The following is a 23,739-nucleotide window of genomic DNA, read 5'->3' as shown; positions in this document are numbered from 1 at the left end:
AATAATGGCAACGGTACAGTAACCTATACACACGACGGCTCTGAAACTACATCCGACAGTTTCACTTATACCGTTAATGACAATACCGGAGCTACTTCAAATACCGCGACAGTCAGCATTACGATAACGCCTCAGAACGATCCTCCTACAGCGGCTGATGACAGTAATAGTGGCTCAGAAGATAACCCTGTTTCAATAAATGTAACCTCCAACGATTCGGATACTGATGGTACTATCAATGTAGCGTCGGTAGATCTTAATCCGACACTGACCAGCAGGCAAACAACATACAGCAGCACAAATGGTGAATGGTCGGTTAATAACAGTGGAATTGTTACATTCACACCCAATGCCAACTGGAATGGTGCTGAATCAATCACCTATGTGGTAGCCGATAATAATGGTCTTTTATCTAACCAGGCTACTATTGAAATGACAATTACTGCCGTAAACGATGCACCCACAGCATTTAATGACAGCAACAGCGGTCTCGAAGACAACTCCGTTTCTGTAAATGTAACCTCCAATGATTCGGACATTGATGGCACAATCAATATAGCGTCTGTCGATCTTAATCCGTCGCTGGCCAACAGGCAAACTACATATAGCAGTACCAACGGAGAGTGGACCGTGGATAACAGTGGAATTGTCACATTCACACCAAACACCAACTGGAACGGCACAGAATCAATCACCTATGTGGTGGCCGATAACGGTGGTCTTTTCTCCAATGAGGCAACTATTCAGATAACTATTTCTGCTGATAACGATGGCCCAGTTTTTACATCAAGCCCTGTAACTACAGCCACCGAAGATGCACTATACACATATAATATTACAGCCACAGATGTGGATGGACAGCCTATAAACTTTGCCATCACGACTAATCCTGGTTGGCTGTCATTAGATGATAATGGTGATGGAACAGCCACCCTATCAGGTACGCCTACCAATGACTATGTTGGCAATAATGGTGTAGTGATTTCTGTATCGGACGGAACTGCAAACACAACACAAACCTTTACCATCAATGTAGCAAACACAAATGATGCGCCTGTATTTACTTCAACAGCAACAACAGCTGCCAACGAAGATGAGTTATACTCATATAACGTTGTTACCAATGATGTGGATGGACAAATACCATCCATCACGCTTACCACCAACCCAGGCTGGTTGTCTTTAGATGATAACGGCGATGGAACGGCCACCTTATCGGGTACGCCTTCCAATGATCATATTGGCAACAATAGCGTTACCCTCACATCATCCGATGGCATAACCAGTACCGAACAAATTTTTACTATCTCAGTAAGTAATGTGAATGATCCTCCGGTATTCACATCAAATCCGCCTACATCAGCAACAGAAGATGCTCCTTACAGCTACGATGTGACAGCTACTGATGTTGATCTGGGTGAAATACCATCATTTACTTTAACGACCAATCCTGGTTGGTTAGCATTAAATGACAATGGCGATGGAACAGCGACGCTGACTGGTACACCAACCAATGAATATGTTGGCAATAACAATGTGACTATTACCGCATCAGATGCGACAGTCAATGTCCAGCAATCCTTTACAATCAATGTAATTAATACAAATGATGCGCCTGTTTTTACAGCATTCAATCCGCCTGCTACGATCGCACAAGGAACGCTCTACGATTACACTATAACCACCAGTGACGATGATGGAGATATTCCTGATTTGTCAATGCAGCAAGGTCCTGCCTGGCTTAATTTTGTTGATGAAAATGACGGAACAGCCACATTGTTTGGTACACCTTCTAATAGTGACGTAGGTTCTTACACCATCATCATTAGGGCCGATGATGGAACAACAACAACCGATGAATCTTTTGATATTACTGTAACGAATGTGAACGATGATCCTGAATTTACATCTACAGCTATTCTTTCGGTTAATGAAGATGAAGAATATAACTACCCAATTATTGTAACAGACCCGGATGGTGATGCAATTACGTTAACAGCACCCACCAAACCAGATTGGTTGACATTTACGGATAATACTGATGGTACCGGATCGCTTATCGGGACACCTACCAATGCCAATGTAGGAGTACACAATGTTATTTTAATAGCAGAGGATCCTAACGGAGGTGGAGACATCCAAAACTTTAATATCTCAGTAGTGAATGTGAATGATGCACCTGTTATTTCAAACATTTCACGGTCAACACCAGAAAATGTAGCCATAACAATTCCTTTGAGTGGATTCGCCAGCGATGATGACAACAACCTCGATATCTCATCTCTGATAGTTGTCGATCAACCGGTTTCAGGTTCCGTATCTATTAATGCGACATCGGGCGAGGTAACCTATACACCTAATACCGGATATGCTGGCAATGATAGTTTTACCCTGCAAATAAGTGATACAGATGGAGCCACCAGTAATATAGGCTCTGTACAGATACAAGTATCAAACGAGGCCCCCAACGCTGTTGATGATGCATTTACAATTGATGAAGATACGCCATCAACCTTTACCATTTTAGCGAATGATACCGATCCGCAAGATAATATTAATGCAGCATCAGTTAGTATTATTACTCAGGTAAGCAATGGTACGCTTACGGTTAATGCAAACGGAACAGTTGATTACACCCCCAATAGCAACTACAATGGCTCTGATGCCTTTGCTTATGAAGTTAGTGACACAGATGGCTATACCGATCAAGCTTCGGTGAATATAACCATTACTGCAGTTAATGATGCACCAAACCTGGCGGCTGATAGTTATACCATAAATGAAGATACGCCAATTGACATGAATGTTTTGGGCAATGACAGCGATGTGGAAAACAGCGTAGAACCAAGCTCCATACAAATCGAAGCTTCTGCTACAAATGGGACACTAACTATTAATGGTGACTATACAATCCGCTATGAACCTAATCTTAATTTCAACGGTAGCGATAGCTTTAGTTATTCAGCTTCTGATGCTGATGGTTTGCGTAGTCAGGCAAATGTTGAAATTACGATCACACCAGCCAATGATGCACCTGTATTTACCTCATCTCCTATAGAGGAAGCTACTCAGGATACTCCATACAACTACTCTATTACCACCAACGATGTCGATGGTGACACACCAACCATTAATGCTGTTTTTAGCGCCTCCTGGTTAAGTTTTACCGATAATGGGAATGGAACCGCAACTTTAAGTGGCACGCCAACAAATGACGACATTGATGTTTATCCAATAGAAATTACAGTAAGTGATGGTACATTAAGCAATACTCAATCATTTAGCATTAACGTTAACAATGCCAACGATGCACCTGTATTCACCTCCACACCAGTTGAATCAGCGTCTGAAGATACTCCTTATACCTATAATGTATCGGCCAGTGATATTGATGTTGGTGAAATACCAGTTTTTACAATGGAAAGTGGTCCTACCTGGTTAACACTAACTGATAATACTGATGGTACAGCCGTATTGACAGGCACACCACTAAATGAGCATGTGGGCACCCATAATGTAACATTAAGAGCTGCCGATGCTGCAACATATGCTGAACAAACATTTACAGTTACTGTAACCAACACAAATGATGCACCGGTATTTACATCTTCACCAATAATTACAATTGATGAGGATACAGAGTACAATTATAGTATTACCTGCAGCGACGATGATGGTAATGCAATAAGCATTCAGGGTGTTGTAACACCTACTTGGCTAACATTTACTGACAATGGAAATGGAAATGCCTCACTAACCGGCACACCAACTAACAGTCAAGTCGGCCAACATGATGTAAGCTTGAGTGTGAGTGATGGCACAGCCACAACATCCCAAAACTTCACAATCGAAGTAGTTAATGTCAACGATGCGCCAGTATTATCTGATGCCAACTATTCAACACCTGAAAATACGCCTGTATCAATATTATTTGTAGATATCAGCGAGGATGTAGACGGTAATATTGATGCAACATCCTTAAGAGTTGTTCAGCAGCCGAATGATGGCTCCGTAAGCATTGACCCATCATCTGGCAACATGACTTATACGCCTGAAAATGGTTTCTCCGGTACCGATCGATTCACTGTCCAGGTTAATGACACCGATGGAGCTAACAGTAATATCGCTTCAATTGAAATACTGGTATCCAACGAGGCACCTAATGCTGTTAACGACAGTTATTCAACCAATGAAGACACACCAGTTATTTGTGATGTTCTCGCTAATGATATCGATCCGCAGGATAATATTTTGGCAAATACATTATCAATTACTAATCAACCAATCAAAGGAATAGTAAGTATTAACAGCTCCAATGGAACTATTACCTATACACCAAACGCCAACGAAAACGGCGCTGACAATTTCACCTATGAGGTGTGCGACGCTGATGGTTATTGCGATCAGGCTACGGTTAGCATCAATATAAACCCAGTTAATGATCCTCCGGTTATCAATGGTGACAGCTATGTGTTAAATGAAGATCAGAGTATGGACTTACCAATATTGGATAACGATGTCGATATTGATAGCGAAATAAATCCTGCTTCGTTGGCCATTACAAGTGATGCTACTAATGGAACTTTAACCATCAACTCGAACTCTATAACCTACACGCCTAATCAGGACTACAATGGCAATGATAGTTTTAGTTATTCGGTAGCCGACGAACAAGGTTTAAGCGGGGAAGCAACTGTTAGCCTGACTATTAATCCGGTAAACGATCGGCCTATTGCCGTGGATGATGAAGGCGAAACTTCTGATGTGGCCTCCATTGTGATTAATGTTGCTGCAAATGATATCGATGTGGATAATAACCTGAATCTGGCCTCCATCATGATTACCAGGGCACCTGATCATGGAACTGCAACGGTAAACGGCTCAACCGGCAATGTTACTTATATACCTGATTTAAATTACTATGGTGCTGACACCTATCAATACCAGATATGTGACACCGATGGGGAATGCTCAACTGCAACTGTCAGATTAACTGTAAGAACAGGAAATGCTCAACCTATTGCTGATCCGATCTATAAAGTGGTTGGTGAAGATGGTGTATTAACAAACATAAGACCTCTGGAAAGTGTGTTTGATCCCAATGGCAACCTTGATAACGGAAGCCTAACCATCGAAGTTGAGCCTGAACATGGCGAAGTAACGCTTCAGAACGAAATTGTCACTTATAAACCCTTTGAGAACTATTATGGTAATGACACGATTGTGTACAGCATCTGCGATCTAGGCGAACCTCCTTTATGCGATCAGGATACCATCTTTATCAGTGTACTTAGCGTTAATGATGCGCCGGTTGCCAGCGATTACATACTGGAAGCAACAGAAGGAACTCCGGTCTCTGTTAATCTGCCAGAATTAGGCACGGACATTGAGATGGATGAGCTGACCATTGCATTACCAGATGATCTACCGGGCATACCGGGCATTTTATCTATTATTGATGAAACGACTCTGGAGTTCACCGCCAATATTGGCAGCTTGTGCTCTACTTTTAATGTTGATTATATATTACTTGACAGCAATGGAGGGAAGGACACAGCTGAAGTGGTCATAAAAGTACTCCCCATCGATTCGGATGGAGATAATATACCAGATGCCACCGAAAACAGTGAACTCAACAACCTTGATTCGGATAATGATGGCATCCCTGATTACCTGGATGAGGATTCGGATAACGATGGCATAACTGACCTGATTGAAGGGAACATTAATGACCTTTGTAATGATGTACCGCGAGACACTGATAACGACGGCACACCTGATTACCTGGATGAAGATTCGGATAATGACCTTGTTCGGGATGTTGATGAAGGATACGATGACTGCGATAATGATGGCATCCCCAATGCTATTGATAGCTTTGATAATTGCACCAGCAGAGCATTAAATATTCCTGAAGTATTTGTCCCTGGCAGTTCTGTTAAAGAACAACAACATTTTACCATTAAAGGCGCCGAGGCTTTAGTTGGTGACGAACTGTTTGTTTTTAACCGTTGGGGTGGACAAGTATACTTCAGTGCTGACTATGATAACACATGGCGTGGTCTTTCATCGTCAAGTATGTTAGGAAGTGAAGAATTACCTGAAGGCACCTATTTCTATGTTTACAAAACAAAAGAAGGCCAGGTAATTAAAGGAACGGTTTACATTAAGCGATAAAACAGATACCATGACAATTATTTCAATAAATAATCAAGAGGCATCGCTTAGTCGACGCAATATCACGAAATACGCTGGGCTTGTTGCTGCAATAATGCTTTTATGGCTCCCTAATTTAGCAAAAGGGCAGCAAGATCCTATGTATACGCAATACATGTTCAATACATTGGCTTACAACCCCGCCTATGCTGGTTCCCGGGAAGTATTAAGTCTGATGGCCTTATCGCGCCATCAGTGGGTAGGTTTTGAAGGTGCTCCATCAACACAAACACTTACAGCTCACTCTTCAGTAGGCAATAATGTGGGACTTGGTTTCACTGTTATGCACGACAGGCTTGATCCAACCACCCAAAGTGGTGTATATTTTGATTATGCCTACCGCATCAGAACCTCTGCAAAAGGCAAACTATCCTTTGGCATAAAAGGTGGGTTTAACTTTTACCAGAATCGAATCTCATCATTAAGTACCGGTCGTGTTGATGAAGATCCCAGTTTATTGGGCAGTGATTATTCAAAGCTTTTGCCCAACTTTGGTTTTGGTCTATTCTATTATACCAACAAATTCTACCTGGGTGCTTCTATCCCCAAACTGCTGGAAAACAAACTGGCAGATGGCGACATTGAAGTGCTAGGCACAAGTGGGAAAGAAAACCGGCACTACTTCATTACCAGTGGATATGTTTTTGACCTGAACAATAGCCTTAAGTTCAAGCCGAGCATATTAGCACGCTTTACACAGGCTGCTCCCATGTCAATGGATATTAACCTCAACCTTTTATACAACGAAAAATTCTGGTTCGGTGGTTTCTATCGCCTTGATGATGCATTTGGAGCCATCGTACAATACCAGATTAACCAACAATTTAAAGTGGGTTATGGATATGACATGACAACATCGGAACTTAGTAAATACAATAATGGTACACACGAAATAATGCTGCTTTATGAATTCAATTTCACAAAAGAGAAAGTACAGCACCCAAGATATTTTTAATATGAGGTATTTAACACTGATACTAATAATTAGTTTCACCCAGTTTTCACTTGCCCAGTCGAAGGAACTGGAAAAAGCAGATGAACTCTTTCATAGTTTCAATTACACTAAAGCCATTGAATCGTACATGAAACTGTTGGATGAGGGTCAACACGCCTATTACTGCACCAAAAAAATTGCGGAATCATACGCAAAGCTGCATGATAGCTCCGAAGCCATCCAATGGTATAAAAAGTGTATTGATTTTCCTGATTTCGAATCAGAGATATATCTGAAACTGGGACAAGAGTTATTAAAAGAGGGACAACAGGAGGAAGCTTATCGTTTTTTTCAGGATTATTACAAACATAAAGAATTGCCGCATCAGCTCATGTCAATATCATTATTGCAGTATTACGATGATCTTCTGCGCGATTCCACCCGCTATCAAATCATTCCACTCACCATTAACACAAGATACGATGAGTTTGGACCCGCATTATATAACGAAGAGATGGTTTTTACATCCAATCGTCCCATAAAGAGTATATCAAGGCACAAAGATGTACAAACTGGTCAATCATTTTTCAACCTTTATATAGTGGATAAAACAAGCCCCAATGCCGAGTTATTCAGTAAAGAGTTACAATCAAAATATAATGATGGTCCTTTGTGCTTTTCGAATGATATGCAAACGGCATATATCACCCGTAATACCAGCTCATCCAACAAACACATAAACACTTTAGATGTCTTCGTGTCGAAAAAAGAAGGTGATAAATGGTCGAAAAACCTGCGACGCTTGCCCATCCGCAAAGGCAATTATTCGGTTGCTCATGCCTTTCTTTCCATTGATGGCAAATACATCTTTTTTGCTTCTGACATGCCGGGAGGGTATGGAGGAATGGACTTATACGCTTGTGAAATAAAAAATGGATTCCTCACACAACCCGTCAACCTCGGCCCCAGAATTAACACCCCTGGCAATGAAATATTCCCATTTGCCGATAAAAACGGAACCATTTACTTTGCTTCTGACATGCATCCGGGTTTAGGTGGCTATGATTTATTTTTTTCAAAACTCATCGAGAATGAATACACAACGCCGTTCAACCTTGGTTACCCGGTTAATAGTAAGGCCGATGACTTTAGCTTAGTAATTAGCAGTAGCAATCAACTAGGCTTTTTTGCATCCAACCGTGAGGGAGGCGCAGGTGGCGATGACATTTATGCCTTACAACTCATTCAACCGCTTGATTTTTGTATTATTAACGCCAAAATAATGAGTGAGGTTGATTCAACCTTACTGTCAAATGCGTTGATTGATATCATCGAACTGGAATCAGGGCTTAAAATGACGCTTAAAACTGATCGCTCCGGGCAGTTTGAATGTTATTTGAAAAAAGATAAAAAATATTCATTCCAGGTACGTCGGAAACTTTATACTGACTTTAAGGGAGTTCTGAGTCCCGAGGAATTGGGAAGGTATGATATATTGAAGCTAAACATTGCGCTTAAAGAAAAGTAGGTCTTTTCGAGCCGTCTATTTTATTACTTTTGCGGCGATGAATGAATCGTTTTTAGTCTATCACGAACCCGTATTTCGTCCTCCTTCGGAGGCAAATTCAGTTATACTTCAGGTAACGCATGGTTGCAAATGGAATAAGTGTACATTTTGCGAAATGTACGCCAGCAAGCATTACTCTGTAAAGCCATTAAGCACCATCAAAAAAGAGATCAGGATACTTGCAGAAATACATCCATCTGCCAAGCGTTTATTTATTGGCGATGGAGATCTGTTTACAGTGGAGTTTTCGCTGATCATGAAAATTCTGGATTGTATCAAAAAAGGCCTGCCAACGATTCAAAGAATTTCCGCATACGCTTCATCCAGGGCACTGGCTGCTTATAGTCTTGAGCAACTAGAAGCTATGAAGGATGCCGGACTTGACTTGCTCTACATCGGGCTGGAATCGGGTGATGATGATGTGCTGAAATTGATGAATAAAGGTACAACTGCTGCTCAACAGGCTGAAGCCTGTAAGGCAGCCAAAAAAGCAGGCATCAAAATCTCAGTGATGATTCTGAATGGTCTTGGAGGAAAAGTATACACCCAACAACATGCCATCAATTCGGCTCAATTGCTTAATGCTATTCAGCCCGATATATTAGCCTTGCTGGTCATATCATTCCCATACGGATACAATCACTTTCAAGCACGGGTTAAAGGGTATTTTGAACCGCTATCTCAATTAGAGATGCTTAAAGAAATGCGTCTTTTATTGAGTCATCTGGAACTGGAAAGTACTGTTTTCAGAAGTGATCACGCCTCAAATTACCTGGTTTTTAAAGGTGGATTAAATCGCGACAAAGATAAATTTATTCAGCAGCTGGATCATATTATTGAGCACACGATACATGTACCCAGCCCCCACCTGAATGAAACAAGGGAGTTATAAGTAGCAACTATTTTTTCGGCAAAAACAACACCACAGGTACCGATAAGAAAGCGAAAGCACCAACAATTTTATAGGTCAATTCAAGGCTCAGATAATCACCCATCAGACCAACCAGAAGCACCATTACTGCGCCAATAAGAAAGGTAGTGGTCATAAAAACAGCATTGACAAAGCTGTTATGCTCAGTTTTGTATTCATTCACAATAGCCAGAAATACAGGCCCGGTGGCAAATAGGAACAAGCCGGTGGCAATTAAAGCTAATATCTGCAGCCAACCAGTGGTGTATAGAAAAGTAAAAAACAATACAGGCGCACCAATTGTAGCTATTAAAAGCATATTACGACGTCCTATCTTATCAGATATAGTGCCGGCAAAGAAAGTACCAATTACACCGGCCCCTTGTAAGATGGACAATGCAATACCGGCAAACCACAATGACTCGCCCCTGGATTTAAGAAATACCGGCAGGTAAAAAGTTAAGGCTGATTTCATGGCAGCCCTGAAAAAAAGAATAAGCGCAATACTAACAATTAAAGGAAAGAAACTCTTAAAGGTCTTTAGGTAGGCTAAGCCATTACCGCTATTTACATTTTCGGCAATGGAGATATTTCTTAATCTAAAATATAGCAAAGTGGAAGCCAGAATACCTGTTGGAATAAAATAAGTTACACCCTGCATACCCCATAATTCAACAGCACCAAGTACAGCAACCGGGCCTGCCGAGCGCGCCAGTTCACCTCCAACCATATAAAAACTCATGCCCATTCCAATACGGTCGCCCGACACTTTGCGCATCATTACCGGCGATGGTACATGAAAAAACGAGCTACTGATTCCGCTAATTAATACCAGTACAACCAATGTCAGTTTATCTGGAGCTACCGGCACCAGACTCATAGCAATAGCCGTGATTGCCGGTGTGAAAATGACAAAATACCGGGCTTTGGTGCGCTCTGCCAATACGCCTACCAAAGGATTGAGCAAGGTGGGCAGGCGCTGCACCACCGATAAAAAACCAGCAAACGTTAAGCTAATGCCCATTGTATCGCGCAGCAAAGGCAACAATGGCGCTAAAAAGGCAGTGTATATATCGTGAAAGAAATGAGCAACAGCAATCAGGCTCACCTTACCAAGCTGAAACTTACCGGGCTTATGCATAAAATACTACTTTTAAATTTCAGGCATTCCTACTGCAAAAAAAATCCTGAGCACCAGGCCCAGGATTTCTGTCTTATTAAAACGGAAGATCTTCTTCGGGACCTGCCGGAGGTATATCAGCCTCATTAAAAGATGGAGCAGGTGCATCTGGTGGCAATGCTGCCTCTTCCTTCTCAATGCGCCAGGCTTCCAGGTTAGAAAAGTAATTCACTCTACCATCCTTTTCCCACTTGCGACCTCTGATATTAAAACTCACTTTAATATTATCACCCACCTGTAATGGATTCAGTAAGTTACATCTATCTTGTGTTAGCTGAAACTTAATAAAATCATTCCAGTCGGAGTTACGCTCATTCACCACCTCGATAACAAACTCACGTTTTTTAAAGCTGGCACTGATATCTTGCGTGTCTTCTTTTACAATAATGTTTCCTGAAATTTCAAAATTCATTCTATGGGGTTCTATTCGTTAACAACAATTTTAATTATTTCATCACCCTGACGGATGTCGTCAATCACATCCAATCCTTCCACTACTTTACCAAAACAAGTATGCTGACGATCCAGGTGTTGAGTATTTTCACGACCATGACAGATAAAAAACTGAGAGCCACCTGTATTACGACCAGCATGAGCCATTGATAATACTCCTCTGTCATGATACTGATTATCGCCATCCAGCTCACAGTCAATACTGTATCCTGGACCTCCAGTACCAGCTCGTCGGCTATTGATATCACGCGAATGAGGACATCCTCCCTGAATCACAAAATCAGGAATCACACGGTGAAACCTTAATCCATCGTAAAATCCTTCTTTGGCCAGTTTTAGAAAGTTATCTACTGTATTGGGGGCATCTTTCTCATAAAACTCAACTCTCATTATGCCCTTTTCGGTATGAATTTCTGCTGTTTTCATCTGCTTTAATTTATTACTTTGCTTATAGAATGAGGCTTTGTCGGAACTGCTTAATTATTAAGTTGCCAAGCACCATGGCTAAACTAACTAATAACTACTTAGCTGATATTTACCGAAGAAAAAACTCAAATTCTTATATCAAGCAAAAGTAGATAAATAGTTGAAGCATCACAACTGATTTATTTGAATTTGTACCTAAGTTACCTGCAAAGCCCTCTTTTATTTTTAAAACACCTTCTTGTTAAAAAACCATCCCTTACTATTTGTTATCGCAGTGTTCATTTTCGTACATCACTTTGTTTCAAGATCGGTCAAATATAAAAGACCTTTAAATCCTTAATTCATCTTAAACGTCTGCTTTTATGCACTTTGCATTTTTTGGCATATCACTTGATATACTTCTGGCGTTGTTAAATATTAAATTAATTGTCATGAAAACTACAAACAAACTATTCAACCTGAAATCTATCACAAGTGTATTCGTTGTAACCATATTAATGTCTCTTAATATCACTGCCCAGCCTTTCTTCGATGAAGTACTCGACAGCGAAGCTCAATTGACTGTTGAAGAGTGGATGACCGATTTAAATTCGTTTCCTACTGAAGAATATCTGGAAACAGAAGAATGGATGACTGATTTAGATAACTATTTAAATGAAGAGCCTGAAGTGTTAATGGTAGAAGCCTGGATGACTGACCTGAATTCCTTTTCAACCGATGATTATGATTTAGTTGTTGAGAACTGGATGACAGATATCAATAGTTACTCAATTGAAGAACCTGAACTATTGGTTATAGAACAGTGGATGACAGATCTGAACTCATTCTCAACACAGGAAGAAGCACCTTTATCAGTTGAAATGTGGATGACTTGCTTAGATGAATTCAATGAAGATATAGATAACAATGCTTATGCCAACGCTGAAGAAACACTTGAAGTTGAAGCATGGATGACAGATTTGACCGCATTCGGTAAAGTACCAGCCAGCGAAATTGAAGGAATCAAATCGATTGAATTTGACAACACCTGCCCAATTTTGATTGCTCTGAAAAACTAGAGATTGTTTCATGACAATTCACATATTTCAATGCCGGCCTAAGTCGGCATTTTTTATTAGAAATACCTGATTGACTGAACTGCCTTATCCTCCTTTTTAGTTACCTTTTTCTTATTAAATCGCCTGTCACGGTTCCGCTTAATCAGCTTATCACTATCAAAGGTTAATGATATTTCATGACTACCCACTCCAAAATTAACTTTATCGCCAACGGCAAAATCATAAGAATAACCAACAGCCAGTGTTTCGGTCACCTGTACATTTAATAATGCAGCCAAGGTATTGTTCAGCCGATAAGAAGCACCTATCCAAAACAGGTTTTTATACATCATCTGCATGTTAACATCAAAAGAACTTGTAGCAGAAGGTCGGTATCGCCCAAGCAATGACGGTTTCAAAATCACCTCCTTACTAACACTAAATGCGTATCCTGAAGCAATGTAAGCACTTGTAACCTGCTCCAGCACAACGCCACCTGTATCTTCAAGGCTCAAGCGGCTATTGAGAATTTTAGGAACAGATACACCAAAATAAAACTGTGGCGAATAAATAAATATACCAGCCCCAAAATTGGGTTTAAAAGCATTATCCAGATTATTCTGAAAACTTGGATCATTATCCTCAATCACATCCAAATCCCTTAATCCAACATTGTAATGATTAACCTGTGCACTGATGCCCAGAGATATAAACATCTGATGATTTAATCTTAACAGATAACTGTAAGCTGCAGTTAGTTCATTGTGCTGCACCGGACCACTCTGGTAGTGCAGTACACTTGCTCCTACCGATGCCATGCGCTTATTAAGTGGCGAATGCATATTTATCGCATAGGTTGTTGGCGCATTGCGGATGCCCATCCACTGCTGACGCGACAAAGCATTTACGCTAAAGGCATTTCGTACCCCTGCATAAGCCGGATTAATCATCAACTGGGAGTTCATATACTGAGAAGATATCAAATCGCTTTGGGCAAACAGGTCACATGGCAACAATAAGCATGATAATAAGACCATGCAATGAGTTATCCGGCAATATGTTATTCTACTATTTAGCCACATACACAAAACCAGTTATCTTTTTATCAACGCCCTCAACAGCTATTATATAATAATAGGTGCCGGCCGGAACCAATTGCCCTTTTTTTGAGCCCTTATTGGCTATCCCATTCCAATCATTCTGATAAGAGGCATTCTCATAAACAATACCGCCCCATGAGTCGACAACTGTTATACTAATGCCCTGGTAAGTTGAGAAATCTGGGATATAAAAGGTATCATTTATTCCATCCCCATTGGGTGAGAAGCCCTCAGGAATATAAAAGTCGATATCGCCCCCATGCTGAACGTAGAAAATTATACGGGCCTGACTGCAGTCATTATCAACATCGCATATCACATAATCGAGTGAATCTTTTCCAACAAAACGCCGCTCAAACTCAACCTCCAACATATTATCACGATTAAGAAAGTAGGTTCCCTGATACAGTTCACCCAAAATAGTTACAGTAATTGGTTCATCCCCTTCAATGATATCGTTATCCATAAAATCAACCACAACAGGGTTGCCATGCAGGTAGGTTACTGTATCATTGACAGCTTCAGGCTGAAAATCAACATCTTCAATTTCAACAAAAACTGTTGCTTCATCACAATTGCCATCTGCATTACAAACTTTATAAATAAAATCATCGCTGCCCACAAACGAGCGATTAGGAATAAACGTGATTGTATTATCTGCTTCAACAACAGCTGTTCCGTGCTCAGCTGCCACAACTATAGTCAGGCTACTCACACCCTTCTCCAGACCGAAATCATTGTTTAAAACAGGAATATTTACAGCGCTATTTTCAAACCCTTTGATTTTATCATCATTGGCATATACAATATCCTGCCCTTTCGATTGAAAGCAGATGATAGAAAGGAGTATACATATGATTGAGCATGTGCGCATGAAGCTTTATTCTAGGATTCTCAGTCATCAAAAATAGCATTATTACACCTTTATCCAATAAAATTGCCGGAGGACGTCTATAGTTTTAGGCGCTTAATGGCCTTATTTCGCTTATTGCGATTACGTTCGGAACAAGGAATTGAACCTTTCGACTTATCCTTGCAAATACGGTACTTACAAATAAGTTGGTAGGCACTTCCATAATCTAACTGGGCACCTGTGAGTCCTACCTGGTATTCAAGTCCAACCAGAAAATTGTTAATTTGAACCCCTGCTGTTGTGCCTAACCCCAGGCTTTTGCCAAAATTATGATCCATTGTACGACGATAGCTTACTAACCCCCATAACGATAAGTTAGGATCGGGTGTTGGAAAAAAGCCTTTCACACTCATATCCAATTTACTATCCACCAACATATTTCGCCGATACATGACAAGCGGTTCCAGAAAAATATCGCGATCGGCCACCTTGAATGTCGTACCGACATGAATATGAATATCTGAGGTTAAAGCAGGTTCATTTTCATTGAGGTACATTGGATTGTTTTGAGGCAGAATGTTGGTGACTGAAAATCCCGCATGATAATCGTTGTATTTAAACAATATACCTGCATTGGCATTAAATCCCCATCCACTCTCATTTGCACCCGTAATACTGGGATCGAGCAATGCCCCATCCGTTAAATCAGTCTGATTAACAGAACTTTGTTCAGCATTAATAGACATCCCAAAGGTCATGGATGCAGTCCGTTTGCGCTTTTTAGTAAACATTACCTCGTAGGAAAGGGATGTTTGAATACCCATCTCTGAATAAAAGCCATTTCTGTCGTTATAGAAGTATGTACCCAAGCCAAGACTTTCGGCAAGGGGCCCCTGATAACTGACCACTTGAGTGGTGGGCGCCTGCTCCAGCCCGAACCACTGCTTCTGATAATAACCACTAAACTCGTAGCAGCCTTTATAAAACCCAGCTCCTGCAGGATTCATCAGGTACAAGTCATACAGGTACTGGTTAGTTATATAGTACTTTTGTGCCTGACACACCAAACAAGCCAAACAAACACCTATTATCAGCAAATACTTCTTCATCGTTCAATCTACCTCTTTAGCGTAATGTGTCCTTTTAGCATTTTTTGCAAAGGTAAAACCTCAATAACATACCAATAAGCATCTGATGGCACCGACTTACCCAGATATTCACCATTCCACCCAGGTTCTGAGGCTTTATATTCAATGAGCAGTTTACCAAAACGATCGTATATTTTGATGATGGAATCCGGAAATTTTTCCATCCCTTTTATTTCCCAACGATCATTTATACCATCATTGTTAGGAGTTACAAAATTAGGCACTTCTATATCTACAATTGAATTAAGCACAACCGTATCAACAGCCATACAAGTATTGACATCCTGCACCTGAACTATATACGTGCCATTTTCCAACTTCTTAAATACATTCTCTTCCTGCCAGTCGTCATCATTCAGAGCATAAACATATGGCTCTGTGCCTCCTTCTGCCAACACCCCTATCTGACCATATATCAATGTGTCTAATGTAGCTATAACAGGTGTTTCATGAAAAACGACAGTGGTGGTATCCTGCAACCAGAAACAACCATCCAACACGCGCACCCAATATTGACCGGGCTCCTTTACCGTGTAGGTTGGTAATCGACTATCATCAAACCACCGGTAATCGAAGTAATCATAACCAGCCTCAAGCAATAAAGAATCGCCATTACAAACAGCTGTATCAGGGCACAACTCATAATCGGGTGCAGGTAGCGCATGAACCATTTTGGTATCGAAGCCCCAGCAATCATTTGCATCTTTTACTTTCACCACATTAACGGTGTCTGAGAAATTAGCATATGAAAATCGGCCAACATCCCCATTGTGCCACTCGTAGAGTTCAAAACCTGCCGTTGCCTCAAGTGGAATAATATCAACCGGACAAATAGCCGTATCTGCGCCAATACTCACCTGAGGCACCGGATGCCATTTAACCTGAGCTGTTGCTCTACCAATGCACCCCTCGGGTGTTTCAGCACTTAAGGTATAAGTTCCTTTAGGAACATTAATGCTTGATGTAGTGGCTCCGTTTGACCAGCGATAGTTTGTTAATCCAGCCGGGGCATTTAAGGTGCACAACTCACCAGCACAATCTATTTGATCAGCCACAGTAAACTTAGGAATCGGATGAACAATTACATCTACCTCATCAAGAGCGGTACAACCATCGCGATTCGTTACTTCCACCCGATAGGTATTAGTGCTTGTAACAGTTATGAAAAAGTCGTTAAGGGCATCATCGCCATTCCAGCGATAAGTGGTAAAAGAAGGATCTGTTTGTATGCTAATGGTATCGCCTTCACACATTTCACGTGCCGGGCCTAGTTCAACCTGCGGAACAGGCAAGGTTTTGACAGCTACTGTATCTGCATTTATACAGCCGTTCTCATCTTCTACAACCAATCTGTATGAACCGGCGATATTTGTTACCCATGCATCATTGGCTATTAAATGTGCATCACTGGCTGTATTTATTTTATACCAATCGTATGAGCGAGCAGTGTTAACAGGATTTTCAAGGACTGCATCTTCATTGCCACAAGTCTCCTCGATAGGAGCTATACCAATATCGGTTACCGAAAATGCACCAACCGAGACCGCATCAGTTGCCGCACAACCATACTCATCATAGGCAGTTACTGAATAAGTGCCGGGGCCATCAACCACCAATTGTGCAGTGGCCCAGTTGGTATAACGGCGAGGAGAGGTATTCCATTCCAGGTAGGCAAATGCGCCATCGGTGCTTGCAAAGTTATCAATATTAATTACCTGTGTAGCATTGGGGCAAATACTTCCCGGATCGACCAAAGCAACGGTTGGCTTAGCATGCTCTGTCACGGTCACTTCATTGGTTTTTGTACAACCACCAATCGTTGCGTTCACTCGGTAAACACCAGGACTCATAGTTTGTATATGGGCGGTAGTTAATGTTGGTTGTAAAACATTGTCTTTATACCACTCATAGTTATCATACCCATCTGTTACCGTAATCGTAATTTCTTCACCTGAGCATAATTTTTGGCTTAATCCTAATTGAGGATCAGGTGCATCAACGAATGCTACTTCTACATCATCGGCCACGGCACAGCCATCTTTGTCAATGGCGGTTACGTAGTATCTACCATTATCTGCCGGACTGGCCGGACTAATCTCATAAGCCCATTCAGGTGTAGGAGTTGGCAGATCTGTTATTGCTCCAGTGCCATCCTGCTGAAATCGCCAAACAAAATTCGAATAATCACTGCCTTGTTCAATTGTGAGGGTAATACCGGCACACTCTTCCCTGTCGGGCCCCAGATCAAATGGAGCCGGTGGTAAAAAGTCGAAATTAAACTCATCGCGGGTCACACACCCGTATTGATCAGTGATTTCCAACCAGTAGTCTCCCGCCACATTTACATCCAGACTTGCACCTGTTGAATTATCGGACCACAAATATGAAAAACCCGCACCTGTAAGAGGAGCAGCAATAGAAGTTGTGGCAGCAATACAGCCTAACTGATCTCCAACCGTAAAGTTGGGCAGAGTATGAACAGTGGCGTCAAAATTTTCAGTAACAGGACAACCTTCAGCCCCCCATACAGTAAGTGAGTATCTGCCAGAAACTGCTGGTTGAATATAGTATTGCGTTGGATCTAAATTCAACACCTGGCCATTCAGGCGCCACTCAAAACGTTCAATATTTGTATCATCGGCCACTATTCTTTCTCCCTGGCATAGTTCAGTTGTATTTAATACTATGCCCGGAAGTGTATGCGTTGATACTTGTTTACGATCGGTGTTGGAACAATTAAAGCCATCGGTTACCGTTAACCAAACTTCTTTTGTTTCGCCTTCTGATAATACAACAGAAGTAGAATGTCCATTAGAGCCATCGAACCACTCGTAGGTGCCTAAACCATTCGGCACTTCAAATGTGATGGTTTCATCAGGACAAACCACTGTATCTGGTCCCAAATCAAATTCGGGCAACAAAAACTCCACTTCTATACTATCTGTTTGCAGACAGCCACCAAAATTAACCTCTGCTGTAACCCAATAGGTTCCTGACTGGCTGACCGATAAAGTTGGTGAAGTAGATAATACAGCGTCACCTGTATGTTCAGAAAACCAGTTATAACTCCTCATAGGCTCTGTGGTGCTCAATACAATCTGATTACCTTGGCATTCCTGTGTTGGCCCTTCAACCCTTAACTGACCAAAAGACGAAAAATAGCCATAACTTACACTTCCCTGGTTTTCATCAAGGATACTCATGTGGAATAATCCATTTGAGTTTTCGATAGTATGCGGCGCTCCTGTAGTTATATCTAATTGAATGATCCCACTATACCAGGTATCTTCGGCGGCTCCTCCATCGGTTCCTTCTACCTTTATCCAATTCACACTTTCTAGATCATTGAGCACGTTACCATCCTGATCTTTAAGGGTAAATGAGTTAAGATTCTTTTGCTGCGTCAGTAATTGTACCCAAAACTCAAGCGTAAAGGTGCGTACAAAACTAACCGTCTTCGAGCCTGTACAGTTGGTACTTGGCAACACAGCGCTCCCCATTTCGTTACCACTCCTGTTCCAAAGGCTGGCTAACTGGTAGGCATAAACAGGTTTATCTGCATCAATAAATAAGGCATTACCCCCAATATCTAAATCAAGTTGCTCCCCCTTGTTTAAACGCTTCACCATGCGTTGCGACTGATAAATAAGGGTAATATACGTATCGTCCTGTGTTGCCAGCACATATACTTTATTGATTGTACGGTTATCAGGATTTGTATTAACCGCAATATAATTAGTCCCTATTACTGCAGTAGGTATAAGCTGATCGCCAATTAAATCATAGGGCCCAAAACCTGGACCTTGCCACACACTATCATCACTGATAGTAACCGCAATCTTTTTATCTGCACTGATGTAAGTGCCTGCCAACGACGAGGCCGGCGACCAGTCATTTTGATTTTCGATACAATAGGTTTGCCCCCTGTTTAATTTAATGGTATAGGGTACATTGGCTGCATGACCTACAACTGCTTCAGTTGGAATAATTGTAACAGTGGTATTATCTTCGGTTGCCACAATATCCACTTTTTCATCCGCAATCTGGTTGTGTGGTTTGTTACGATAGGTATTTTGAGAAGGGACAAAAAATTCGATTCCTAAGGCATTATGACCTTTTAGAGTAAACTTATCAGGGTTGACTCCATTAGCCACTTCATAATAGGCAGTTATATCAGCATCTGAAGTTATTAATATGCCTTTGTTATTCACCCGGTCTGAAGGATGATTTTCAACCGCATCTTTATCTAAATCAATGCGCTCCTGAGTATTTGCTCTTACTCTGATATTCTGAATAACTCTACCCCCATCAGCAGGCATGCTAACAGTTACATTGGCATCTGTATTTAAAGCCGTAATCCTGAACACAATTGGCTCATCACCATGTTGATATGTTACATCAGGAGCCACAAACCAAAACTCTTTTCCTACTTGCGCACCAGCGTTATTAAGAAGAAAAAACAATGTGAGAAAGACAAATAAGCTTTTCTGCATGGTCATCAATTTAGGTCATATATATTTAAAGCCTGTAATCTAAAACAGTACACGCGCAAAAACACAATAGCAATGTAATTGCCACCCTAAATCTCACTTATCAACCTAGCTTATTCAATTTGAAGATAGTCCCCAAAAATGACTACCATTATTTACCGTCCAATTTTAGATTAAGCTACACGATGATACTCTATTTTGTTGAATAAGGTTGCAAAAAATTCGAATTATTTAACTAAATTTTATTTTCGCAACCTAAATTGGCTTATTATCATTCATTTACAATTACTGCGACACCAATCAACAAACAGTATTCATTATTTTTTTGCTTGTTAAAAAGTTTTATTTTTGACAGCAAATACAAATAAATGCACCCAAAATCAACTCACTTCAACACGCTAAACAAGTCTGGAAAAGGACTTTACGAATGCTGGATCAATTAAATCATCCCTCCTCGTAGTTGAGTTGAAAAAACTATTTTCCCCCAGAAATCATTTGATTAGTCAAGCTGTATGCATTAGATGAGTCTGTTATTGAATTAACAATAAGTCATCCTATATAGCTCAAATAACTATGCCAACTAGGGAAAGTCTAGTTTTAACGCAACATCCCCTTAAAATCTTAATTCAATAGAATAATCTATACTATTTAACTTAAAACCATGCATATACGTTTATACATTATAGCAAGCCTGTTGATTTATATTGGCGCCTGCACTCAACCATATTCAAAGCCCTATGACCTTTTAGCGGCATCTGGAAAGATCTCTTTCGAGAAAATATCAACAGACAGCGCGCAATTTGAACAGTCATGGTTAGTTTGGTTTGAGCAACCAATTGACCACGAGCACCCAGAAAAAGGACACTTTAAGCAACGTATCTGGTACTCGCACAAAAGTACTGAAGCACCTGTAGTGATGATTACCGAAGGATATTCTGCCAATCGCAATTACACATCGGAACTGGCCAGACTAACTAATGCCAACCAATTGATTGTTGAGCACAGGTACTTCTCACAATCGTGCCCTGATAGCCTCGACTGGCAATACCTGACAGTTGAACAAGCTGCCTTTGACCACCACCGCATCATCGAGTTTTTTAAACAACTCTATAAAACCAAGTGGGCCACAACCGGCATTAGCAAAGGAGGTCAGACAGCTATTTTTCACAGGGCTCTCTTTCCTGATGATGTGGATCTGAGCGTACCATATGTTGCTCCAATTAATCTGGCAAGAGAAGATCATCGCCTATTTGATTTCTTTCATAATGTAGGAACAGAAGAAGAACGCGAGCGCATCTATCGTTTCCAAAAGGTTGTACTGGAAAAACGAAATGAGATAATGCCGTTATTTAAGCAATATGCTGCATCCAAGGAGTATACCTTCCGCATGGGCGATGAGAAAGCATATGATCTGGTGGTGCTTGAATACCCATTCTCATTTTGGCAATGGGGCAGCAATGTAAACGATATTCCGGCACCTACGGCATCTGCTGAAGTGCTATTTGAACATTTGCGCAATGGAAGCGACATTGGCTATGTTTCCGACCAAAGCTGGGAATCTATCAAACCATTCTTTTACCAGGCGTACAAAGAACTTGGCTATTACGCATACACACCAGGCGAACTTAAACCGCTCCTAAAAGGCTTTGAGGAAGACACCATCAGCAGTTGCATGTTTGCACCCGGAGGTGACACACTAAAGTTTGTTCCAACCATGCACTCTCTTATGTCTAAACTGGAAACTGCTAATCCGAAGATAATAGCGATAATCGGAGAGAACGACCCATGGGGTTCAACCTCATTGAATAATAAAAAACTCACAAATACCTTCAGAGCGGTTGAACCGGGTGGTTCACACCTTGCACGTATTAAAACACTGCCTGATACTACAAAAGAAAAAGTATTGGAACAGATTAATGCTACCCTGAGTAATTAACTAAACTAAATAAAAAAACGGCTTCCATTTCTGGAAGCCGTTTTATTACTACGTGGTTTCTACATTTGGGTTAGGTAGTAATGGAATATCTTTTATTTATTGGATACCAAATACTTTGTTAATAAATCAACGGTTGAGTTACTATTTCCAATAAAAATTTTATCATCAATCAAAAAAACAGGACGCTTTAAAAAAGTATATTCTTCGGCTAACAGTTTGCGATAATCAGCTTCACTCAACACCTTATCTTTCAAGCCTAACTGTCGGTATTTTTGAGATTGCTTATTAAATATGCGTTCATATCCGCCAGCTTTCTGGGCTAAATCATCAATTTCTTCAGTTGATAGTGGATATTTTTTTACATCTCTTACATCAAAATCACCAAAGATCTTTACCTGCTTCAATATTCTTTTACAAGTGTTGCAGGTTTGCAACAAGTATACTTTTCCTTTCAACACTTTAAACTGGGGTTTTCGGTTTTGCTGTATCAAAGATAGCAAAGGGTTACAAAACAGCTCATTAAATTGACTGTTATTAACGCAGTATTTGGTAAACGTCGGTTTTTAATAGATGAACCAATGATTTTTATAGACAATACTCCTAAATAAAAAAGCTCGTTATGAAGAACGAGCTTTTCTATTTGGATATATAAACAGTTTATTATTTAGAGCCATTACCTCCAAATACCCAACGCACATTTAGGCCAAATGAATCAACACCCAATTGAGTGTCATCAATCAACCAGAAAGTTGGACGCCAATCCAGACCTAATGCAATCGGCACCTGGTTAAATTTATATTCAATTCCAAGCTCACCTGATGCACCTAACCAAAATTCATCGCCAATAAGAGTTGATGGTCCGAAACCAACATACCAGTTAAATGCCTCTTCACCAATTGGACGGTAAATGAAATCCCATAATGCATCAATCCCCATGTAGCCATCCCAGAAAGCTACATCGGCATGCACACGGCTAAATTGGCCCATTGTAAAAACTCCATCAATAGCTACGCCACCTAAACCATTTGATCCACCAAAACGCAGACCTACTTCCTGTGCATTACCGGAGAACGTAATACCTGCCACCAAGGCTACTAATACTAAAAGCTTCTTCATAATTAAGTTTTTAAAGTTATCAATTGAATATTTTGCAAAATTAATAATATCCAATTACAAAAGAATTATTTGTATTGCTCACTAAAGCGTCTCTTTTACAACCAATTTACCAATCTTTTGTTTAAAAAACCTAACTAACACAACATAAATTTATGCCCCCGAACCGACTAAACATTAATAAGTATGCGTAGTAAATCATTAAAGCGATTATCACTGACAAAGATTATTAGGTAATGCCACAATGTTAATTATACGACAAGATTCAAGTCCAAATAAGATGATGCCACCAAAAAATTAAGTATCAAGCTTTGCAAGTTCGATTTCAACAAGCCATATAAATATAAAATATTGGTTACCTTTGTGCTGTTCTTAA

Annotated in this window: 15 protein-coding genes; 6 read left to right on the top strand and 9 right to left on the bottom strand. The window is 40.6% G+C overall.

Features of this window, described 5'->3' with window-relative positions; genetic code table 11:
- The 4 genes from KEM09_RS20730 to KEM09_RS20715 all read left to right on the top strand — a co-directional run.
- Nucleotides 1-6,177: tandem-95 repeat protein (locus KEM09_RS20730; protein ID WP_212231586.1), on the top strand; the 6,177-nt coding region annotated here is incomplete at its 5' end.
- A gap of 10 nt (nt 6,178-6,187) precedes the next feature.
- On the top strand, nt 6,188-7,171 hold the full coding sequence (locus KEM09_RS20725) for a PorP/SprF family type IX secretion system membrane protein (RefSeq protein ID WP_212231584.1): 984 nt from the start codon (nt 6,188-6,190) through the stop codon (nt 7,169-7,171).
- A 1-nt stretch (nt 7,172) separates the two neighbouring features.
- Nucleotides 7,173-8,678: a PD40 domain-containing protein gene (locus KEM09_RS20720; protein ID WP_212231582.1), complete on the top strand. Its 1,506-nt coding sequence runs from the start codon at nt 7,173-7,175 to the stop codon at nt 8,676-8,678.
- 37 nt (nt 8,679-8,715) lie between these two features.
- Nucleotides 8,716-9,609: a radical SAM protein gene (locus KEM09_RS20715; protein WP_212231580.1), complete on the top strand. Its 894-nt coding sequence runs from the start codon at nt 8,716-8,718 to the stop codon at nt 9,607-9,609.
- Nucleotides 9,610-9,616: 7 nt separating this feature from the next.
- Here the strand turns inward: KEM09_RS20715 and KEM09_RS20710 are convergent, their stop codons facing one another.
- The 3 genes from KEM09_RS20710 to KEM09_RS20700 all read right to left on the bottom strand — a co-directional run bounded on the left by KEM09_RS20710 (nt 9,617) and on the right by KEM09_RS20700 (nt 11,686).
- Entirely contained in the window at nt 9,617-10,768 is a 1,152-nt protein-coding gene (locus tag KEM09_RS20710) for an MFS transporter (RefSeq protein WP_212231578.1), read from the bottom strand.
- A gap of 76 nt (nt 10,769-10,844) precedes the next feature.
- Nucleotides 10,845-11,219, bottom strand: a complete 375-nt coding sequence (locus KEM09_RS20705; protein WP_212231576.1) for a DUF3127 domain-containing protein — start codon at nt 11,217-11,219, stop codon at nt 10,845-10,847.
- 11 nt (nt 11,220-11,230) lie between these two features.
- On the bottom strand, nt 11,231-11,686 hold the full coding sequence (locus KEM09_RS20700; RefSeq protein ID WP_212231574.1) for a peptidylprolyl isomerase: 456 nt from the start codon (nt 11,684-11,686) through the stop codon (nt 11,231-11,233).
- A 431-nt stretch (nt 11,687-12,117) separates the two neighbouring features.
- Between KEM09_RS20700 and KEM09_RS20695 the strand changes: the two genes are divergently transcribed.
- Complete coding sequence (locus KEM09_RS20695; RefSeq protein ID WP_212231572.1) at nt 12,118-12,744, top strand: hypothetical protein; 627 nt, start codon at nt 12,118-12,120, stop codon at nt 12,742-12,744.
- A gap of 56 nt (nt 12,745-12,800) precedes the next feature.
- Here the strand turns inward: KEM09_RS20695 and KEM09_RS20690 are convergent, their stop codons facing one another.
- The 4 genes from KEM09_RS20690 to KEM09_RS20675 form a co-directional block, all read right to left on the bottom strand.
- Nucleotides 12,801-13,760, bottom strand: coding sequence for a PorP/SprF family type IX secretion system membrane protein (locus KEM09_RS20690; protein WP_212231569.1), 960 nt, complete (start codon nt 13,758-13,760; stop codon nt 12,801-12,803).
- Between the two features lie 31 nt (nt 13,761-13,791).
- Nucleotides 13,792-14,697: an Ig-like domain-containing protein gene (locus KEM09_RS20685; protein ID WP_212231567.1), complete on the bottom strand. Its 906-nt coding sequence runs from the start codon at nt 14,695-14,697 to the stop codon at nt 13,792-13,794.
- Between the two features lie 77 nt (nt 14,698-14,774).
- Nucleotides 14,775-15,785 carry a PorP/SprF family type IX secretion system membrane protein gene (locus KEM09_RS20680; protein ID WP_212231561.1) on the bottom strand — a complete coding sequence of 337 codons (1,011 nt, stop codon included), beginning with the start codon at nt 15,783-15,785 and terminating at the stop codon, nt 14,775-14,777.
- An 8-nt stretch (nt 15,786-15,793) separates the two neighbouring features.
- A complete protein-coding gene (locus tag KEM09_RS20675; RefSeq protein WP_212231559.1) occupies nt 15,794-20,317 on the bottom strand; it encodes a T9SS type B sorting domain-containing protein in 4,524 nt (1,507 codons plus the stop codon).
- A gap of 658 nt (nt 20,318-20,975) precedes the next feature.
- Here KEM09_RS20675 and KEM09_RS20670 point away from each other — a divergent pair.
- Complete coding sequence (locus tag KEM09_RS20670; RefSeq protein WP_212231557.1) at nt 20,976-22,250, top strand: S28 family serine protease; 1,275 nt, start codon at nt 20,976-20,978, stop codon at nt 22,248-22,250.
- 92 nt (nt 22,251-22,342) lie between these two features.
- On the opposite strand, the gene KEM09_RS20665 is transcribed toward KEM09_RS20670, so the two are convergent.
- Together KEM09_RS20665 and KEM09_RS20660 are read right to left on the bottom strand one after the other, a co-directional pair.
- Nucleotides 22,343-22,708, bottom strand: a complete 366-nt coding sequence (locus KEM09_RS20665) for an arsenate reductase family protein (protein WP_212231555.1) — start codon at nt 22,706-22,708, stop codon at nt 22,343-22,345.
- Nucleotides 22,709-22,910: 202 nt separating this feature from the next.
- Nucleotides 22,911-23,366 (bottom strand): hypothetical protein, encoded by a 456-nt coding sequence (locus KEM09_RS20660; RefSeq protein WP_212193100.1) that lies wholly within the window; start codon nt 23,364-23,366, stop codon nt 22,911-22,913.
- Between the last annotated feature and the right edge of the window lie 373 nt (nt 23,367-23,739).

Origin of the sequence: Carboxylicivirga mesophila, assembly GCF_018271975.1 — a bacterium.
Taxonomy (GTDB): domain Bacteria; phylum Bacteroidota; class Bacteroidia; order Bacteroidales; family Marinilabiliaceae; genus Carboxylicivirga; species Carboxylicivirga mesophila.
This window is presented reverse-complemented; position numbering and strand designations above follow the sequence as displayed.